The 18,583-nt window shown below is 62.7% G+C and carries 14 protein-coding genes; 5 read left to right on the top strand and 9 right to left on the bottom strand.

The window, feature by feature from the left end; translation table 11 throughout:
- Nucleotides 1-261 precede the first annotated feature (261 nt).
- Entirely contained in the window at nt 262-1,248 is a 987-nt protein-coding gene (locus GSQ87_RS06450; RefSeq protein ID WP_158914470.1) for a hypothetical protein, read from the bottom strand.
- A gap of 649 nt (nt 1,249-1,897) precedes the next feature.
- On the bottom strand, nt 1,898-2,323 hold the full coding sequence (locus GSQ87_RS06445; protein ID WP_216839075.1) for a VOC family protein: 426 nt from the start codon (nt 2,321-2,323) through the stop codon (nt 1,898-1,900).
- 289 nt (nt 2,324-2,612) lie between these two features.
- On the opposite strand from GSQ87_RS06445, the gene GSQ87_RS06440 reads away from it, so the two are divergent.
- From GSQ87_RS06440 to GSQ87_RS06430, 3 genes are all read left to right on the top strand, one after another.
- Nucleotides 2,613-3,089, top strand: coding sequence for a RidA family protein (locus GSQ87_RS06440; RefSeq protein WP_216839073.1), 477 nt, complete (start codon nt 2,613-2,615; stop codon nt 3,087-3,089).
- A 660-nt stretch (nt 3,090-3,749) separates the two neighbouring features.
- Complete coding sequence (locus GSQ87_RS06435; protein ID WP_158914465.1) at nt 3,750-4,241, top strand: MucR family transcriptional regulator; 492 nt, start codon at nt 3,750-3,752, stop codon at nt 4,239-4,241.
- A gap of 100 nt (nt 4,242-4,341) precedes the next feature.
- Nucleotides 4,342-4,512, top strand: a complete 171-nt coding sequence (locus tag GSQ87_RS06430) for a hypothetical protein (protein ID WP_158914463.1) — start codon at nt 4,342-4,344, stop codon at nt 4,510-4,512.
- Between the two features lie 3 nt (nt 4,513-4,515).
- Here GSQ87_RS06430 and GSQ87_RS06425 read toward each other — a convergent pair whose 3' ends face one another.
- Nucleotides 4,516-5,022, bottom strand: a complete 507-nt coding sequence (locus GSQ87_RS06425) for a GNAT family N-acetyltransferase (protein ID WP_158914461.1) — start codon at nt 5,020-5,022, stop codon at nt 4,516-4,518.
- Between the two features lie 247 nt (nt 5,023-5,269).
- Here GSQ87_RS06425 and GSQ87_RS06420 point away from each other — a divergent pair, with 247 nt between their 5' ends.
- Nucleotides 5,270-6,838 carry a tannase/feruloyl esterase family alpha/beta hydrolase gene (locus tag GSQ87_RS06420; RefSeq protein WP_158914459.1) on the top strand — a complete coding sequence of 523 codons (1,569 nt, stop codon included), beginning with the start codon at nt 5,270-5,272 and terminating at the stop codon, nt 6,836-6,838.
- A 265-nt stretch (nt 6,839-7,103) separates the two neighbouring features.
- The gene (locus GSQ87_RS06415) at nt 7,104-7,586 is read left to right on the top strand and encodes a hypothetical protein (protein WP_158914456.1); all 483 of its coding nucleotides are present in this window, start codon (nt 7,104-7,106) and stop codon (nt 7,584-7,586) included.
- A 235-nt stretch (nt 7,587-7,821) separates the two neighbouring features.
- Here the strand turns inward: GSQ87_RS06415 and GSQ87_RS06410 are convergent, their stop codons facing one another.
- The 6 genes from GSQ87_RS06410 to GSQ87_RS06385 all read right to left on the bottom strand — a co-directional run bounded on the left by GSQ87_RS06410 (nt 7,822) and on the right by GSQ87_RS06385 (nt 18,160).
- Nucleotides 7,822-8,538, bottom strand: a complete 717-nt coding sequence (locus tag GSQ87_RS06410) for an EF-hand domain-containing protein (RefSeq protein WP_158914454.1) — start codon at nt 8,536-8,538, stop codon at nt 7,822-7,824.
- 409 nt (nt 8,539-8,947) lie between these two features.
- Complete coding sequence (locus GSQ87_RS06405) at nt 8,948-10,210, bottom strand: MFS transporter (RefSeq protein ID WP_256375871.1); 1,263 nt, start codon at nt 10,208-10,210, stop codon at nt 8,948-8,950.
- Nucleotides 10,211-10,808: 598 nt separating this feature from the next.
- Nucleotides 10,809-13,364: an ATP-binding protein gene (locus GSQ87_RS06400; protein WP_158914451.1), complete on the bottom strand. Its 2,556-nt coding sequence runs from the start codon at nt 13,362-13,364 to the stop codon at nt 10,809-10,811.
- Nucleotides 13,365-13,758: 394 nt separating this feature from the next.
- Nucleotides 13,759-15,837 carry an ATP-binding protein gene (locus tag GSQ87_RS06395; RefSeq protein WP_158914449.1) on the bottom strand — a complete coding sequence of 693 codons (2,079 nt, stop codon included), beginning with the start codon at nt 15,835-15,837 and terminating at the stop codon, nt 13,759-13,761.
- A gap of 268 nt (nt 15,838-16,105) precedes the next feature.
- Entirely contained in the window at nt 16,106-17,401 is a 1,296-nt protein-coding gene (locus GSQ87_RS06390) for a hypothetical protein (protein ID WP_158914448.1), read from the bottom strand.
- A gap of 3 nt (nt 17,402-17,404) precedes the next feature.
- Nucleotides 17,405-18,160, bottom strand: coding sequence for a methylamine utilization protein (locus GSQ87_RS06385; RefSeq protein WP_216839070.1), 756 nt, complete (start codon nt 18,158-18,160; stop codon nt 17,405-17,407).
- Nucleotides 18,161-18,583 lie beyond the last annotated feature (423 nt).

Here is an 18,583-nt window from a genome sequence, read left to right as displayed (position 1 = left end):
ATTACACGGCGCCAACATCGGCATCTGGAATGTCAGATTCGGGAGACCCGACCAAGACAGAGGATGCCCCATACCCAACCCCAGTGGGTTGTGTTTTGAGCTGAGCCGGCCGCAAAGGGCGGCATGACCGACTTGTCCGCCTTGTTCGCTACGCGCGAGGTCTTACTGTGGCTGGCAGCGGCAACACGGACAGCGAATTCAGACCTTATAACTAGAAAGTCTACTTTGATCTGACATCGGTCGCCGGGGAAATAAGGCCGATCACTTCGCTGCCGCGTCTGATTGCTTGAACTCCACGGCCATGCGGTCGGCGATATGGCTGACCTGGCTGCCGTAAGTCCTCTGGGCGTCTGACTTGTAAAGGCCCTCCAGGTAGGCGACGTCCCAAGGCCTGAGGCCGGCTGGCCGGCTGGCGTCGCTCCCCGCATCCGCAAACAGGTTTAGGATCGTGTCGGACCCGCCGAACGTGCTCCTCACCTTCACGTGGGCCAGGGTGACCATGGCTAGGTAATCGGCGATCTGGCCCGCCTCCAGGCCGGCTATGCGCTTCGCGTCGACCACGATGACGGCTTGGGTGAAAGCCTGCTCACTCGCCGGCATAAGGCGCGAGGGGATCACGTTGCCGAGTTGCGGCGCGCTCGGGCCGGCCCCGGCGCCGAGGAAGGCTTCGAGACCGCAGGCGCACGCGCCGGCGCCGCCGTTTGCGACACCTGCAGCGTGGGACGGAAAACCCGGATCGGTCACCGGCGCCCCGCCGGGCGAGGCCTGCACCGCGGTGGATAGATACAGCCAGCGCACCGGATCGGGATCCTTAGCGAAGGCTGCCAGCTTGATCTTATCAACCGGCCAGCGGCCGCCTGCCAGCGCCTGAGCCTTGAGCTTGACGATGCGCTGGGTGAAGGCGTCCGGGTCTGGCGTCACGAAGATGAGTACGTTGGGCCGGCAGGCCTTGAGCGCGATAGGCGCGCCGACCTGCTCGGCGACCTTGCCAATGCGCTGGGTGATGAAGTCGTTGTAACCTGCCGGCAAGCCGGTCGTGCTCGGGCACACCGGCATGTCCCATCGCGCTAGCCCACCCCCGCCGTCGACCTGGCCGATGCGTTCGATCTGGCGCGCTGGCGTGTCGTTGGCGTGGCCGATGACGGTGACGGTGACACCGGACACGGTATGGTTGGCGTCTTGGGCGAATACGCCCGAAGCGCAGCCAAGCAGGCCGCAGATTGCAGTGAAGAGAACGGACTTCCTCATGAGCGCTCATCTTGTAATTGCAACGCCAGGATAGACACGCTGGTACCCACCCACAACCGTTTCGCGCCCAGCGGGGTCGTCGGCTTCACTGTACACAGGCCGTGGTCGCGGGAAGGATAGATGGTTCGCGCACCGCCTCCAGCCGCAATGCTCAGCCTGTGCAGACGTGGCGAGGGGTGGCCATCGAGCACTTCCGGCCAGTCGTCAGATTGCTCCAAAGCTTAGTGCGTGGATCATAGTGAAAGTGGTTGCCGTCGATGTCGACGCCCTTTAACTCGCCGCCGGAATAGATGTCCGCGTTCCATTTTGCGCCCGTAGCCAGGTTTACGCCCTTTATATAAGGTAGCGTACAGCGAGTGGCTCTGGTGACGTCCTCGCCGGTCGTTCGATCGAAAATCGTATGGACGATGCAGTCCGTTCTGCTTGGACTAAATAAATAAATTGGTTGCTCAGCTGTCGCCAACGCCGGTGACAGAGGGGCATTGTCAGCGCAATGTTCCGGGTCTAGCTCCGTCTCGGCTGCTTCCTATTTGGCGGCAGCCGTCATCGCATTCTGTTGCAGAACAGGGAGGTATGCGGGCGCCGGGCCCTACAATCGTTGGCGACCCTGAGCCGTCATTGGGCGAACCTAACGGCGCGGACCGCCTCACTAGGAAGCGCACTCACCATCTGGGCTGGCGAGCACCACGACAAAACCATCAGGATCGCGGAGCCAAATCTCCCTATGTTGAGGCGCTGGGTTGACGAAAGGACCTTCTACAATCTCGGCTCCCAGCCTCTGGACGCGCTCGACCGCCGCGTCAAAATCGTCGACCTGAAACCACAAGACGACACCGTGCCCTATAGGCGCCGCATCAGGATTGACGAGATTGGGGTGGTCTTCCTCGTCCCAAGCGTGCAGCTGAAGAAGCAATCTGCCGGAACGTGAGATTCGTTCATACACGTCGCGGTGGACGTGTTCCGGAAGCGAGTCAGCTCCAAGCAACTCCGCGTACCAACGACTGCTTGCCCTAACGTTGCGTACAGCTATGAGGGTCTGCGCCTCGACCAACAAGTTCTGCGACGGGTGGCTCAAGAGCGCTCTCCGTTCAATGGGCTTTGCCCTGCGCGCTAGCCTCAGGCTCCTAGCTAACGAGCGTCCATTGCCATTGGCAGGATCAGAATGGCTAGAGCCAACACGGATGACAAGCCATTGGCTATTTGCTCCGTTAGCGCCGAAGTCGGAATGGTCCTCTTTCACCCTTCTCCGGATTTGCGCTGACTGGACCCTCCAAACGGGTGCTAAGACCTGCATCGTCAGCCGGATGGGCTTGCCGCCAAGGGACAGGGCGCGCAGTCTGCCCACAGCACGGAGGGGGACAAATATGCGACCATTGGAGATTGCAGTTCTGGTTTCCTTGGCCTGCGCTTCCAGCGCCTCCGCCGAGCAGGCCAGCAATCGGCATTTTGCGATGGAGGCTCGGCCCCTGCCGGCCGGCGCGGTCAATGCGACTGGCGTCCCGGCCTTTAGCGCCGCTGTGATGGCCGGCGATACGCTCTACATCTCGGGATCGACGGATATCGATCCGGCTACCGGCAAACCACCTGTTGATCCCAAAGTCGGCGCAAAACTGATCCTTGACGGAATGAAGCGTACAGTGGAGCGAGCCGGGATGACCATGGACGACCTCGTATGGGTCCAAGTGTTCGCGTCAGACTTATCAAATTATGCAACTTTCAACGAGGTATATAGGACTTATTTCAAAGGCCCATTGCCTGCGCGCGCATTCTTAGGTGCTGGCAGCCTACTTGCGAACTCTCACTATGAGGTGATGGGAGTAGCGGTAAAATCCAAGAAGTGATGGGTTAAGTTGAATTACAGAAGGTAGCGCTAGGCATCTGGCCCCTCCCCACTGTCGACCCCAACGAGGTTCGGTCCACGGCATTCTAGGGCGAAGCGCGGTGCGCGCCCGATGCGCCCGAAACAGCCACAGCCCTTCATCCAGAAAGCTGACGTTCACATGGCGGCTGCGGGCTGCTCATGGTATGAGCGGCGTCCGCTCAGCGAGCCACGCACACCTTCGATTAGATCGCCTGAGCGGAGTCGCAGAGCAGGTAGAAGACGGACTTGGCGCCCCGTCCCGTGCAGTTACAGCAAATTAATGCGACACTGCTCGGCTGCCCAAGCTAAGCCCTGCCGATCGCAACAGATGATCGTCAGCTGCGGCCCTCTCTGGCTTCCGGCTGTGAGCGAGTCGGAGCGGCGCGCGGAGGAGACGTTGGGCTTTGACGAACGCCTCCCAACGCAAGCTTCGTTTTGGGCTTGGAACCCTGAACGCTAGTTTTCCGCCGGGCTATGTAAATTGAGCTATGCTAGCGGCGATGTAGGCCGTAACTGCCTCCAGTTTGACGTTTACGACTAACCAAATTCAACGGGCGCCTTCAGGCCTTAACGAAGGGAATAGATATCGGCGGCTAAGAGCGCATACTTCAAATGCGATTTGATAGTGGAGCACTCAAACATGACCGAAGACACCAGCACCGACTTGATCACGCTAACGTCTGAGATCGTCGCCGCCTATGTCACCAACAACGCCGTCGCCACTGCTGATCTGTCGTCGCTGATCGCGGACACCTATAAGGCGATGCAATCGGCCGGCGAACCTGTCACTCCGTCAGTCCCGACCTTGATGCCGGCGGTTTCGATCAAGAAGTCGGTCACACCGGATCATCTGATCAGCCTGGAAGACGGCAAGTCCTACAAGTCGCTGAAGCGCCACCTGGCGATCCGTGGCATGACCCCGGACGAGTATCGCGCCAAGTGGGGCCTGCCCAAGGACTACCCCATGGTGGCGGCGGCCTACTCGGCCCAGCGCTCCAACCTGGCCAAGAGTCTGGGCTTCGGCCGCGAGGCCGCGCCGGCGCCAGCGCCCGCGCCGACCAAGGCCGCCAAGACGCCTCGAGCCGTCAAAGCAACCAAGCCGCCGGCGAAGGCCAAAGGTAAGCCCGCCTAAGGCTGATTGGAGGCGCGAAGGTCCTCAGGATTCGTATTCTGATCGCGATCTGACCGAGCCCTTCGGGTTGGGTTCATCTCAGCGGGCCGAACATCAGACCATGACGATGAACCCGCCCAAAGCCCTGAGCGCGGAGCTCGACGCGGTCGAACGGCGCATCGAACGCCTGGAGGCGGAGCTCGAAGCCACGCGCGCGGTTCGCGCGCAGCTCCTGGAGGAGCAAAGCTTCGCGCGGCTGTTTCCCGAGGGATCGGGCTTCGTGCGAACCTAGACGCTAAAGCGGCTTCTGCAGCACGACAAAGTGCAGGTCGTCCCTCGGGGGATCGACGGTCGGAAAGGGCGCTGTCTCGCCGGTGAGGACGTAGCCTCGCCGTTGGTACCACGCGATGAGGATGTCCCGCAGATGCACGACGGTCATGCGCACGGTCAGGCCGCCTTCTCTGCGCACCACAGCTTCCGCCTCGGCCAGTATCGTGCGGCCAAGCTGTTGGGCCTGGAGATCGGGCCGCACCGTGAGGAGGCCAAGATACCATACCTCCCGATCGTGAGGTTCTAGCCAGACGCAGCCAAGCGGCGCCCCGTCGGCCGAGCTTCGCGTCAGGTAGAGTTTCGCCGCGGGATTGGCCTGGAGGTCAGCGCGGAGCGTCTCCAGCGTCGTCCGCTCGCCATCGATATAGTCCGCTTCGTTCGCCCAGCCCTGGCGGGAGGCCTCGCCCCTATAGCTGGCGTTGATCAGCTTCACAGCTTCAGGAAGGTCGGCGTCGGTAGCGCGCGTGAGCATCGTTGGCCTAAACGCAGAACCAATCGATCGTGTCTAGCCCGTAGGCTGGGTTCATAGGGGCCGGAGAGCGCCCAAACTCGACTTCCGCCCGCTCCAGAATGCAGACCTTCGGAGGCGACGCTCTTCACCTCCCCTTGAACCCAGAAGGAGGTCCATCACCGTTTGTCCCCTCGCAAGCGGGACAGTCCGCCACAAGCCTACCTTTAGCTTCGGCCTGGCTTTGATAGCAGTGACAAGGAGGATCGTCGTGAAGCCTGGCGCGCTGCAGACTGGTCGATGGGGAGCATCTACTTTCTGGGCCGCACGCGTTGGCGCTCTCGGCATTGCGTTGGCCGCGCTGGGGTTCACGCCCGCATTCGCCGCCGACGCCACGCCTTGCGCCGGGCTCTCCGCTCAGCCGATCGCAGGCCTCGCCGTCACCAGCGCGAAGCTGATGCCGGCCGACCCCGGTCAGGGGCTGCCCCAGTATTGCGAGGTCAAGGCGACGGCGTCGCCGACACAGGGCTCCCACATCGGTCTCGTGTTCCGGCTGCCGGAAGGCTGGAACGGCAAAATGCTTGGGCTCGGCGGCGGCGGTTGGGCGGGGAACGTGACCCTGGCGGCTGCGGCGGAGGGCCTTTCCAAGCGCTTCGCCACGGCGCAGACCGACACCGGCCATCCCAGCACCGATCTCGCCGACCTCAGCTGGACGCTGACAGCCTCCGGTGTGCAGAACGGCGACGCCATGACCGATTTCGCCTATCGGGCCGTGCACGTGATGACGATGACGGGCAAGCAGTTGCTCGATCGGTACTATGGCCATCCCGCGAACCGAGCCTATTTCCAGGGTTGCTCCACGGGCGGGCGACAGGGCTTGATGGAGGTGCAGCGGTTCCCTGACGACTACGACGGGGTCATCGCGGGTGCGCCCGTCTATGACTTCCTCGTGCAGACCAGCGCCGTCGTGCGGACCCAGATGTTCCACGCCGATCCCCAGAGCAATCTGGCGCCGGAACAGGCGCTGCTGGTGAACAAAGCCGTGCTGGAGGCCTGCGACGCGAACGATGGCCTTCGAGACGGCGTGATCACCGACCCTCGTACCTGTCGATGGGACCCTGAAGTTCTGCAGTGCAAGGCGGCCCACTTTCCACCCGAATGCCTGACGCCCAAGCAGGTCGAGACCGTGCGCGAGGCCTACCGCGGCCTGCGGCTCAAGGACGGACAAGTGGTGGATTGGCCGCTGATGCGTGGCGGCGAATTGGAATGGGTCGATCGCTCGATTGGCAATCCCAAGGCGCCGCTCGGCCAGAACGCCCAACTCGGCTTTCGGGCCGTCCAATACCTGATCTACGGGGATCCAAGCCGCAACCTGCTGACCGTCGCGCCCGAGACGCTGTTACACGACATCTCGGCGAGCCCGTACGCGCCGCTCTATGAGGCGAAGAACCCGGACATAGCCGCCTTCGCCCGGCATGGGGGCAAGTTACTGCTCTATCATGGGGTCTACGACCCAGGCCCCAGTCCGCTCGGAACCATCCGCTACTACCAGGCCGCGAAGACGGCATTGGGTCCTCATGCTGAGCAGATACAGCTGTTCCTGGCCCCAGGCATGTATCATTGCCGTGGCGGTCCCGGCCCGGATCAGATCAAGGCGCTCGACGCGCTCGACCAATGGATCTCCACCTCTCGTCCACCGGTCTCGGTAGCGGCATTCTCCAGAGAGACGGGAAAGCAGTGGCCGCTCTGCGCCTACCCGAATTTCCCGACGTACGACGGCAAGGGAGAGCCAAAAGCTTCGGCTAGTTTCAGTTGCCGTGCAAAGGCGGCCGCGCGTTAGGACAGGCGAGGTTCGAGGCCCACGACAGCTTGGCGCCCATTGCCGCGCTTGGCCTTCTCCCAGATTCCAGACGTCCCAGGCGGCCATGGTCGGCGACCCGAATGGCCGATGTTTGGGGTCATGCGGACGAAATCACGTCGGCCCGATTTCGGACGTCCGCAATGGCGGGTTCCGGGACGGCCGCCCCCGGCAGTTGGCGACCCATGACGGACATTGACCACTGGGTCAATCACGCTACCCTCCCGTGTGTCTGGGAGCCAACGTTATGAGCAGAACACGCTGGGCTGCAGCCGTTGCGCTGCCGGTCGTGCTTAACTTCTCCTCGAACGCAGTGAGCCAACCTTCGCCACCGCCACCACCTGGCTTCCCTGCTTACGTGAAACTGCTAGACGACGCTTATAACGGTCGTCATCTACAAGCCTACGGGGAAATATTTCGGCCAGACGTTAAGGTCTATTTGGCCGACACGCTGGTCTCACCTGACCGGGCAAGCTTCCTCGCTCGTATCCAAAAAGAGTTCGATAGTAATATCTACCTGCGAACCTTGTCGTGGGCGCAGGGCTCGCAGATACTCGTCATGGAAGAAATGAGCGGGTGCATACCCGTTCACCCCAATCCCAGGACTGTTTATCACGGTTGTCATGCCGCAAGATCAATTAGATATGATCTGGCAGATGACCATAAGATCGAGGCAGTTCACATCCTTGAAGCTGACCGAGCTTGGAATGCACATGTTGGCGGAGAGTAGGAGCGCTTTCGACGGGCAGCACGTTCAATTCAAAGGTCCGTCTTCCACCCCTTCTCGGACATACCAAAGCTCAATGAGCCCTACGGGCGATCCTGAATGGCGGCATTGTCAACGCATCTCTGACATAGCAGGAGTCTGCTCTTACCGACGAGTTGAAGCGCATTACGGACGCCAGTTATGTGCGCGAGCCTTGCCCTGTCTGTCGGGCCACTCACACGCGCCGGGCTGAGTCCGCTCACATGCCGATGGCGTGTCCGGGCGATTGACGCCTGAAGTCAGGGCCGATCCGCGCGCGCACGGCTTTGTATTCATCCTCCGAGATGGTCCCGTTGTGGTCGGTGTCCACGCTGTCGAAGCTCTTCTCGGCGATGCGTTCCAGCGCAGCCGCGGTGAGGCGGTTGCCGCCCAGCGACAGCAACTGCTCCAGCCGGGTCCGCTCGTGGTCTTCCCAGTAGTTACCGGTGTCCTGCGCGGTTACGATCTCGTGGATGTCGATCACGCCGTGATGGTTCTGGTCGTACCGATCCATGAGCCGGTCCGCCATGGTCTGGACGTAGCCCGCTGGACGCCGGGCGTAGCTGGGCTGAGCGGTTTCGATCTCGGCGCGGGTGACGCGCAGGTCGCCGTTCAGGTCGTACCTCAGGACTTCCATGAAACGCTGCGCCCGGCGCTGGGCCGCTTCCTGCTGCGCTAGGTAGGCGATGTCCGTGCGGTCGAGGCCGTCTCCGCTGCGGTCAGCCCGACGAAGCGGGCTCATCACGCTCATGACGAAGCCCTCCCTGGTCTGGCCTTGGGTAATATTTTCGAACAGGAAGTCCGCCGACGACACGCTGAGGCGCGTCAAGGTCATAGAGAGGTGCGAAATCTGCGCACAGGCCATCGCGCCGATCACCATGCACAGCACGGCGCCGCCGGCTCCCGCCAGCGCCCAACGGAATGCGTCCGGTTTCATCGTCTTCGCCCAACCCCTGCTCGAAGACATCGAAACAGCTTTGGGTTGACGGGCGATTACGAGGCCGGATAATTCCTTTCGCGCCAAAAACGGGGCGCAATCGCGCAGCCTTCGGGGCCTCTATGAAGGCCGGCATCCACCCGGTGCGGTCGATCATCCGGTCCGCTTCCGGACCGGGGCCCGACGGCGGGCGGACGGTGAGTTTCTGGAGCAGGGCCCATACGCGCTAGCGGGGTGATCCGGACGAAGTTACCGTTCTCGACTCAGGACATGGCTCAAGGCGGATGTCGGGACCAATGCTCAGGCGCATATCTTTGCCCCGCCGCACAACCTCCCATCCGTCTTTGAGTTCACGACCTAGCTAGATGATGATCACCGGCAGCCACGGCTTCAGGTTTGCATCCGCAGATCACATCCGAGCGCTGGGCCACCCCCGGCTCAGGGTCGGCCCGGGTGCATGGCGCAGGCCCGGGAGCGGCGAAAGGAAGGCCCAAAGGGTCGAGCCTGTAAGACCCGCCGCCGCGATCAGGAGGGCTTGACGCGCGCCCAGCGCTTCGCCGAGCCAGCCGCCGGCGAGGGCGCCGACCAGGGACGCGGCGCCGACAGTCACCTGGAACACCGAGTTGACGCGGCCGAGCCGATCGGTCTCGAAAGCGCTCTGGCGCAGGGTGTTGATCGTAATGCCGGAGACGGTGCTCAACGCATCGCCGACAAACTGGGCCGCCCCCAGCAGGATCGCCGCCATCACCGGCGGCCCATAGGTCAGCGGAAACACGAAGGTCGCCGCGCCCGCGACGAAGATGGCCAGGATGGACGCGGGCCCGATCCCAAGCCGGCGGGTAAGCCAGGGTCTGAGCCATGCACCGCATAGAGCCCCTGCCCCGCCGGCCGCGAAGGTCGCACCGAACATGAACGGGGTCAGGTGCAACTCGCGTAGGGCGATGAAGGGATAGAGGCTCGCGAACATAGCGACGAACAGGTTGGCGCTCGTCTCCATCAGACAGATCGGCCCGATGATGCGCTCGCCGAACACCGCACTGCACCCATCGCGGAAGTCCACGAGCCACCCCTTGGCCTCGACCCGGTTCGGGCGCTCGGTGTGACGCATCCAGGCGAGCAGGATCGCGGACACGCCGTAGCTGATGCTGGTGAGGCCGACCGCAAAGGGCGCCGTCACCAACTGGATCAGCAAGCCCGTCACCGCCGGCCCGCTGACATTGGCCAGCGAGGCCGTGACGCTCAGCTTGGTGTTGCCCTCCAGGAGATGCTCACGGTCGACCAGGGCCGGGACGTAGGCCTGGTTGGCGATGTCGAAGACCACGCTGCCGGCGCCGACGAGGAAGGCCACCCCATAAAGCTGCAGGATCGACAGAACATGGAACACCGCGGCGAGCGGGATGGTAGCGAGCAGGAGCGCGCGCATAACATCCGCCCCGATCATGACCCAGCGGCGGTTAGACCGGTCGATATAGCCGCCCGCCAGCGTTCCAATCACGATGCGGGGCAGGATCGCCAGGGCCGCGATCAGGCCCACCTGGTGTGGGCTTCCGTGCAGGACTAGTACGGCGGCCAACGGCAGGCCGTCACGGGCGAAGCGCGCCCCGAACTCGGAGATCGCCTGGGCCGACCAAAGTTTCATGAAGGCGGGCTTTCGCCAGAGATCGCCGCTCAACGCACTTACCGATCCGCCTCATGTCCGCCAGTGCGGTAAGCCGTGGAATGGCCGCTGCGTTCCCGACACGGCCGCGTAGAGCACCCTTTTGAAAAAACGCCCAATCTCACCTCATTTGGCCGAAGGAGGACGTGGGGCTACAGCGAGACTTCCATAGGGAGCGAGTGGTGGCCACGGCGGCGGTGGCTTCCACGGCGGCGGTGGCGGTGGCGGGGTGGCGGCGGTTTTCATGGCGGGTGCGGGGACGGGCGCGGCGGCTTTCGGGGCGGCGGCTATGGCGGTTGAAACGGCGGATATTACGACGAGTCACCGCTCATCTACGGCTCCCCTTATTGTTCCCCCGCGTTGATTTATCGTGGCGGCCGCTACCAAGACGGGTGCTATTAAACCCTAGGGTATTGTCAGCCCAAACCAAGAATTCCGTCACCTCTGGCGTCCCGCTTGTTTTCGCGGGCTTGGTTTGGGCAGCAAGCATCGACACCATAAGGCGTTGGCGAGGTCGGACCGCTGGGCGATCCCTTCATAATCGGCATATGTGAATTTGCGCTGACAGTACCCTCGTCGCCGTTCCAGGCCCACATCCGGCACCGAAGCGGTGCTATATCGTTTCGGCAAGCTTTGGCGGAACTTGCTCCTGAAATATCGCCTCCAAGGCAGATTGCAGAGCGGGGAGCTCGATAGGCTTGGCGACATGAACATCCATCCCGGCCGCCAAATATTCATTGATTTGATGGGTGAAGGCGTTGGCCGAGAGCGCGATGATCGGCGTCCGCGGCCGCCCCTCCTGTAATTCAACGGCGCGGATCTCACGGGTCGCCTGGACGCCATCCATGACCGGCATCTGAACATCCATAAGGATGGCGTCGAACTGTTGAGTGCGCCACGCCTCCACCGCCTGGGCGCCGTCCTCCACCACCACAAGGTCGAAGCCGAAGATCTGCATGATGGTCGAGAGGACCAGCCGGTTGGTTGCGTTGTCCTCGGCGGCCAGCAGCCGCAGTGGCCGCACCGCCGTCTCGCAGTCTTCCGCTTTGTCTTTCACCTCGGCCGCCTCGGCAGCGGCTTCAACGAACGGCAAGTTCAGGATAGTGAAAAAGGTCGAGCCCTGACCTTCCACGCTTTCGGCCCAAACGCGCCCGCCCATCAAGCTCGCCAGTTCCTGGCAGATCGCCAGCCCCAGACCCGTACCGCCAAATCGACGCGTAGTGGAGGCGTCGAGCTGGGAAAATTTTTGAAACAACAGACTCATTTTTTCGGGCGGTATGCCAAGCCCAGTATCTTGAACGGCGATCTGCAGCCCGTCATGGCCTTCGGCGCCGACGCCTTCGATCGTGATGTGCACACTGCCAGAGGCGGTGAACTTGAGCGCGTTAGATACGAAATTGGCCACGATCTGGCGAACCCGCCCAGGATCGCCTCGCCGGATACCCAGCGCGTTCGGGGCGATATCCAGACGAAGCTCAAGCCCCTTGGCCTCCGCCGTGGTGGCGAAGCCGGCTAGAGTCGACTGAAGCGATCTCTCCACATCGAAAGCGATGGTCTCAAGTTCCAGCTTGCCGGCCTCGATCTTGGAGAAATCCAGGATGTCGTTGATGAGATGCAATAGGTCCCGGCCGGACTGACGCACGACGGCGAGCCGCTGTTTTTGTTCGGCTGGAAGCACATCGCGATCCATCACATCCGCCATGGTCAGAAGCCCATTTAGGGGCGTCCTGATCTCGTGGCTCATGTTGGCGAGGAACTCGCCTTTCGCGCGGCTGCCTGCCTCAGCCTCGATCCGCGCGGTCCTGAGCTGGCGCGACACGCGCCATTGCCAGCCAAGCCCAACAAGGACGGCCAGACCCAAGAGGCCGCCGGCCCAGCCCATCAGCCGTTGGTCGCGCACCACGCGGTCGACCAGCGCGAGGTTTTTCTGGGTCATTACGAGTTGGTTCTGACGGAAGCTAAGCTGCTCGGCCATCAGACCGGTCAGTTGACCCACCCCCTGGCCGAAGGCCTGGGCCTCGGTTGTCTGGTGCGCACGGGCATAATGGCGAAGCGTCTCGAACGCCGCCCGATCGCGCCCTTCCGCGTGCAACACCTCCGCTTCGACCTCGGGAAGGCGCTCGAACACCGATTGCCTGGCTGTCCGCATCTCCCGCTTCAGATTTCTGAACGTCGCGAGGTCGCGGCGCGCCGCCTGAAGCTGACCAAGACGCGCATAGGCGATCGCGCGGGCGGGAAGGACTCTGGGCGCCAGGAATTGAGCCCCACGAAGAGCCGGCCCAAGCGGCTGTAGACAGCTCAGAACGCGCTTGGGGGCGTCGCGGGTTTCCGCCACCACTGCGCAGAGGTCGTCGTCCCAGGCCCCGAGACTGGACACCTTGGAACTTAGAGCCAAACGATGCTCGACCGCATAGAGGGTCTCCGCAAGATCAGCCCTGCCCAGCTTCGCGGCGAGGCCAGCCAAGTTCCAGATGCTGTCGAAGTCGGGGCGCGGATAGTCAGGCCGGCCGAACTCGAACTGCGATCGTCCAAACGCGATCGCGCTCCCGTTCAGGTCCTGTAGCTTCATAAGGGCGAGGCCTTCGGTGTCCCATATGTCCGCCCGCGCCTCCGGGGTCTTGGTGGCGATCGCCAGGTGGTCCGCATCCGACAACAGGCGAAGCGCCTCCGCCGCCTGACCCCGGACCGTCAGGAAATAAGCTTCCAGCATCATGGCGCGCGAGCGGACCATCCCGTCGGTCGCGGTGCGTGCGACGGCGAGGATGCCAGCCTCGGCCGAAACATCGCCCTGGTCGTAACGGCTGCGCAGCCGATCGAGATCGGCGATCGCCACGTAGCGGAGGTCGCCGGCCTTAAGCGCCTCGGCCCGAAGTTGCCCGTTCCAATACGAAAACCGCGGATAGTCGGACTCGTACAGTTCAAGCCATGCCACGTGTTCCAGCCGCTGCAATCGGTCGGCCTGACGGCCCGTCAGGGCGTCGTGACCAAAGTGTTCCAGGTCTGAGAAGCTCGCCCGGGACGCCTGACGCTCCACGGCTGCGGCCAGGGCTTCGGGCGTCCATATCACGTGCTCAGCCGCCTCGGCGGAGACGGCCAAGGCTGCCAGCAAGATCAGGCCGGTGCAAACAGACGCCACCAAGCGAAGAAGCACGGTCCAGATCTCCCTCATCTAGATGAATTCCCGCATGCACATGGTCAGATACAAGTTCACAACCGATTGAGAACGCGCCTCGGCGGCGTAACGACACATGTGCAGCGCACTGGAAGACCGATGACGCCCACTTCAACGGCAAGGGCGGGGCGGTTGCGCTGGCGCTCCATGGAATTTGATCGGCGTCGTTAGACGAATTCAGCGGCCGCTGTTCCCTCCGGCCTTCGGCCAAAGCCGAGCAATTCCGAAATTGACGTCAGCAATGAGCAAAAAGGCCGCGCTCTCCCCGGACATTCGGGGCGAAATTCACAGTTCTGGCAATGCGTATGATAATATAGCAATTACCTATTAGAGTGCGCATCAGTCTAAAGCGCACGCCTAGGTAGATACGGGTGCTCCTCTTCGACTTGCCTTAGGCGGCTAGAACATCTTCCAGAGCCGCTATCAAGACAGAAGCGACAATCGGCTTGGCGAGGTGGCGATCGGCGCCTGCGGCAGCTGAGGCCCTAAGGTGTTCTGACTGCACATTGGCGCTGAGGACGATAATTGGCGCGCTTGGCCGAGCGGCTTCGGTTTCGTGCGCACGGATCAGCTTGATCGCTGTCAGTCCGTCCATTACCGGCATCTGCAGATCCATCAACACGACGTCGAAGGATCGCTCTCGATACGCTTCGACCGCTAGGGCGCCGTTTTCCACGCTGACTAAATCGACACCGATTGCGCCCAAGATTAATTCCACCACCATCCGATTGGCCGGATGGTCTTCGGCCAGCAGGACCCGCAGCGGAGAGGGCTCTAGATCATCCTCCATCGCCGAACTTTGAGGCGCAGACGGGGTTTGCTCTATCAGAGGCGCGGGCCTGGCGTGCGAGACGAGCGGGACGGTGAAAACAAATGTTGCCCCCCGTTCCAAGACGCCATCGGCGACGATCTCACCACCCATTGCGCGGGCGACTTGGCGGGCCAAGCTCAAGCCTAGGCCCGCGCCGCCAAACTTGCGCGTCAATGAGCCGTCTGCCTGGCTGAAGGGCTGGAACATCTCAGCGACGCGCTGCGGATCAAAGCCGACGCCCGTATCGTGCACCTCGAACCGATAAATATGCGAGCCAGGAAGACGACTGGCTTTCAAGATAATCCTACCTTGCTCCGTAAATTTGACCGCATTGCTGAGGAGGTTGGATAAAGCCTGAGTGACGCGTCGCGCATCGCCATGGACCCACCCCTCTTCGATCGGGGTGTACTCGAACGCCACCCCCTTGGCGTGGGCGGCCAAAGCCGCCTCATCGGCGAGCGCCTGCAATAAGGCCGCTAGATCGAAGGGCGCCTCGAGCAGCTCGATCCCGCCGGCGCCGATCTCCACCATGTCCAGCACGGCGTCCAAGATTCGTTGCAATCCTTCGCCCGAGCGCTCGATGAGCCCCAGCATTTTACGCTGATCCGGATCGAGACGGGTGGAGGACAACACGCTCGCGCTGCCCAATACGCCGTTCAAAGGCGTACGGAACTCGTGGTTCATGTTGGCGAGAAATTCGCTCTTGGCGCGATCTGCGGCCTGGGCGAGGTCGCGTGCTTGCTTGAGGCTCGCTTCCCGCTCGACGATGCCATCGGCCATCGCGTTGAAGGTGTAGCCAAGGCTGGCGATCTCGTCCCCCCCGCCCACGACCACGCGCGCGGTCTCTCCGCGCCTCAGCCGCTGGGCGGCTTCTTCAAGCGCCGAGATCGGTCTGGTCAGATTACGCGCGATCACCCAACTTCCGACCACCAGCAACAGGATGGCGATGAGCCCAATGGCGACAATGTTGGCGAATAGCGCATGAAAAGGCTTCAGCGCATCGGCCAACGGATAGCGCAGGAGGAGCGCCACTTGTTGGTCGTCTCCAAGGCCTGTCAAACGATGGACGAACACCAATGCGGCGCCGTCCGGGTCCGTCGAACGGAACGGTTTCGGCGTCGACACCGCCAGCGCGCGACCGATACGGGCCCGCAATTCGGGGCGGGAGCGAAGAGGGTGGCGCGTATCCAGCGCCATCCAAGTCCCGTCGCTGCGCCGGCTCAACACCGCCGCGTGCAAAGGAATAGCAGACAGGCGCTCCAACTGCGCCATGTCCGTAGAGCCGAGCGTCCTGGCGAACACCACCCATCCAGCAGGCTCGGGCGTGAGGATCGGCGCGGCGACGCCTTCGTAGGCGACCCCGCCAATGTGAAAAATGCCAGCCACCGGATAGTCGGATTGGACTGCGCGCACCACACTTTGGGGCAGCTTCACCCCCAACGTTTCGTCCTGGGCGACGAGATGACCGTCGAGCCCGACAACGAAGGCTAGGTTGAGATCTAGCCTCGCCGCAAGGTTGTCCAAGGCCGACCGTACAGTCGCTTGGTCCTTGGTGGCTACAGCGGCCCGGAAGCCGAAGTCATGCGCCAGGATTTCCGCTTCGGCCTGAAGCCCGCGATTACGTGTCGTCAGTAGATTATCAAACACAACCCCGCTCATAGCCAGTTGGTCGCGGCCGATCTGCTCGACGTTGCGGGCGGCCGTGGCGTAAACGGATACCCCGATCAGAACGAGGGCGCTGACGAACAGGGCCGCATAGAGGACCGTGAACTTCGTACGGAGATGTTTGAACAGGGCTCTTCTCTTGTTCCAGGCTCGCGAGCCGATCGAAATCCGTGACTTCGCAGATCGACGCAGTTAAGCCGCAAGCCCTGATTAATCCCGTCCTATAAACTCATGGTTAAAAAACCCAGCTCAGCGCTACGAATCAAAGTGCGGCTCGCACTGCGATCTGAAGAACATTTTGAGGCTGTCCGGGAAGCAGGTCCGCTGAGCTTCGTTCCGAACGGCCGCTCCAGACATGCATGGTCTCCACCCACAGGCTGAGGTTTGGCGTCAGCGCGTAAGCATAATCTCCGGTCGCAGACCATCCATGCTCGCCATGCTCGCCGAACACCGGGGCCGCGTTGTTTTTGACCTCGAACGCATCCCCACGCACGGTGAAGCGATGGCGGCCCTGCACCTCGGTGGCGAGGAGGTAGGCGGAGTTGAAATCCACGTCATTGCGCCAGCCGCGCGAGGTGTAAGGGCCGGAATATGTATGTCCGGCCAAGGCCTGAGCCAGCACCTCGACCCCAGCTCCGGGACGGGCGGTCAGACCCAGGTCGGCGAACGTCGTACGCCACCCCCAATATCCGTCCTTCACCGCACCCGGATCCGCCCCATTGTCATAGACGAACGCCTGTAACGCCATGGGCGCGGGAGGCCGCCACTCCAGCTTAGCATATCCGCCTGGCCGGCCGTCCAGGTTGACGACCGGCTGGGTGTCGTCTGGCAGCCGCAGGTAAGAATCGGACCGGAGCTGTGGCAAGGGCGACGTGCCGAAGGCGGTCGCGCGCACGTCGTCCAGGGCCCACCCCCGATAGGTCAGCAGCGCGCCTGCCGTATCGTTCTCACCAAACGCTGCGGCGGTGACCGACAGGCGATGACCGCCTATATCGCGCGAGACGAATGCCTCCGCTGCAACACCCTTCACCTCCTCTGAGATCCAGGTGTTGATGGCCGACGGCGTCAGCGTCCGCGTGGTGGTCCAACCCACGCCATCATGTTCCAGTGAGGCCGGCGGCCACATCAGCCCGACGCGCCATCCGAAGCGCGTGGCGGAGTGCGGGACGGGCCGATACTGCAAATAGGCTTCGGCCAGATCGATCCCATGCGTTTGGCCGGATTGGCCTTGGGCGGTGACCGAAGCGCCGAGATCGCCGCCGAGCTGCGGGCGCCATACCAACGCCGCCAGGTCGAGCGTCGGCCGTACCGCGACATTGGCTCCACCGCCGCTGTACTGGGTCTTGCCCAATCCGCCGTCCAGGAAGGACGTCTCGCCGTCCGCCGCGCTGAGTCGGGCGTCGAGCACGCCGGAGAGGGTGTCGCGCCCAAACAGGTCGGTCTCGGCCGCCGCGGGATTGGCGGCGGCTATGGCCAGCAACAGGCCAACGGCGGATGCGCCGACGCCCTTAAGGCGCACCAGATCGCGGCCTGACCGCACTCGAGAAGACGATGGCATGGATCAGTAGCCTGGCATCCGCATCGCGGGCGTACGCAGCTCGGCGGTGAAGCTTTGCGCGATTGATCCGGTGCGAGGGATCGCGAGGTCCAGCTTCTGCTCGCCGTTCGGAGATTTCATGTAGGGGTGCCAGACCCGGATGGTCGCCCGCCCGACGGGCAAGCCGTGCAGAACCGCGTGACCGCTAGCGTCGGTCTTCACCGCGAAGGGCGCGTCCGTCACCTTGATGAACGCGACCATCTGATCATGGATGTTGCAGCCAAGTGAGACCACGCCAGCCTTGTCGAACCGCACCGTGCGGGTCTGATCCTTGCCGTAAAGCTTGAGCTCGAACGTCTTCGTCGGAGAGAACGAGTAGACCTGATGGCGAACTGGGTCTTCGTTGGGAAAGCGCACCTCGGCCCCGACCGGCACGACGAGCACGAACGGATCGAACTGCAACCCCCGCTGGGCCATCGCCAGCGGCTGCGTGAAGCGAAGGGGAGCTGGAGTACGCGCTTCCGGCTCGACCGTGACGATGGCGTCGGAAACCGGCGCCCCGCGCGCGGTGCGCACGTGCACATCGAGATCTGCCGCTCGGGCGCAAACGGGCAGGCAGGCGAGGACGATAAGGAAGGACAGAATATGGCGCATCGCGCGTTTTTGCGCATCCTCCGTGAAAATCCCGTCAACGTTCGAAGGAGTCCGTCGCCGGACCGCATGAACATTGAACCTCAAACGCACCGCAGGCCTGGCGCAGTTCAGAATGGCTGATTGCACCCGGCGCGGCCCCAAACCTCGGATCGGCACAACTATAGAAATTCGGTCCAATGCTGAAAAACTGAATGTACCGGCCTTCAACTCGCCCCAAACGTCATCCCGATGCTCGATACAAGCATCAGCTAATCGCCTCCGCCATTGATCACTCTTCTGCGCTTATCTTCGCTTGGGGGACGAGCCGCTAAAGCTGACTCAATGAAACGCCCCCCGCCTAAGTCACGCGCGGAGGGCGCTTCATCACTCCATCAGGTGCTGTCAGTCCAACGCTAACTCGTCTCCGCTTGGACGTAGCTCCCCCGGGCCCAACTCGTGGGCATGAGAACGCGCCTGATCAACATGATCCGCGGTGTGCTGAAGACCTTCGGCATGCTGCCGGGACCCGGCCAAGGCCGGCAGTTTGAACGCCATGTCGAGTCCCTGCTT

The organism is Caulobacter sp. S45 (assembly GCF_009765965.1).
Classification (GTDB): domain Bacteria; phylum Pseudomonadota; class Alphaproteobacteria; order Caulobacterales; family Caulobacteraceae; genus CAHJWH01.
The sequence above is the reverse complement of the archived record's forward strand: the minus strand, read 5'-3'. Positions and strand labels throughout refer to the sequence as shown.